Source organism: Couchioplanes azureus (genome assembly GCF_014648355.1).
Lineage (GTDB): Bacteria > Actinomycetota > Actinomycetes > Mycobacteriales > Micromonosporaceae > Actinoplanes > Actinoplanes azureus.
In genome coordinates, this window is sequence record NZ_BMQY01000034.1 from 1 (window position 1) to 1,287 (window position 1,287).

At 63.0% G+C, this 1,287-nt stretch carries 1 protein-coding gene; it reads left to right on the forward strand.

The genetic code is table 11. The features are described from left to right. Positions 1-1,064: 1,064 nt before the first annotated feature. Positions 1,065-1,287, forward strand: a 223-nt coding sequence (locus IEY99_RS33735; RefSeq protein ID WP_189208186.1) for a hypothetical protein, incomplete at its 3' end; no start/stop codon positions are given.

Below are 1,287 nucleotides of genomic sequence, written 5' to 3' on the forward strand. Positions count from 1 at the left end.
CCCTCCGCCAAGAGGGGTCGTCCCTGCCTCTGTGGGCGAGGTCAGCAGGGCTGCGGCGATGGCTGATCCCGGCCCGTGCGGGTGGCGGCAGCGACGGGCCGGCTGGGTAGCCGGGAAAGAGGCCTGCGGGGGTCAGGCCGACGTTCGGGCGAAGGATCCGAAGCGCTCCGGATCCAACTCGTTCTGCGCGACCTGATTGTTGCCGCAAACGGGTCGCGTAGGGGGCGCGGTCAAGGGGGGCGGGGAACGAAAGCCTAGGTCGAGGCCTAGTTGACCTAGTTCATCCGTCTGGGTGAAACCGTTTCATACTCCGTCTGGATTCTCCACATGACCATGGTCATACCTGTGATGTCCATCACACCCCCTCTCTTGATGTGCCGCTGAGTCTTCCAGAGGTATTCCAATCGTACGACGCATGTGGTGCTACAACGTCCTAGCGGGTGAGTCGGCAACTCGATCGCACCCCTTTTGCACCCATCAGGGACCTCTGTGACTACGCTCGGTAGTTTTTTGTGACTGTAAGTCTATGATAGGTCTGCCTTTCCCGAAATGTCGATTTGCGCGAGTGGTGATCACGTTCCCCGCAGTGCGGCGGCTCAATACGTATCCGACCGGTCGTCCAGCCATACTCCAGGCGGATGACCTACGGAGTAGGATGGGTCACGAAAACTTCCCTCCGGTACATGAGCACCCGCGGTCCGGGACCGCCCAGAGGGATCTGGCCCTGGGGCAGACGCCCAAGGCGCGGCAGGGAGGACATGTGCCGACACCCTCTGACAGCAGTGCGCACCACCGTGCCCCGGAGATGAACGGCTCGCCGAAGATCCAGCTCAGATCGCTGGACCTCTCGCACGAGCTGCCCACCGAACGGGCAGAAATCCCTTCCTGCGACGGCGTCCTGGACAACCAGGAGTCGCGCACCAAGACTCCCGGGAGTAGCGATGGGTAAGCCGAAAGACACTGCGCCGAGCGGTGAGAATCCACGGGATCGAAAGCGACGGCAACCGTACGACCACGTCAAGGACCTGCAGAGCGCCGGCGACCGGTCTTCGGACCGGTCGTTCGTGGACGCCCCCCACCTCGACCGGATCCTCGACGTGGAGAACCGTTACACGCGAGACGAGAACGGCAACACGAGCTTGCTCACGAAGATCGCCATGAGCGGCGAGTTCAACCCCATGAAGATTGCCGCGGTGCTCGTCGGCATCAGCGGCGTCTTCACCTTCGTCGCCGCGATCGTGGGCTTCCAGGGCCACCCCGGGTGGACGTTCGCCATCATGTCCCTGG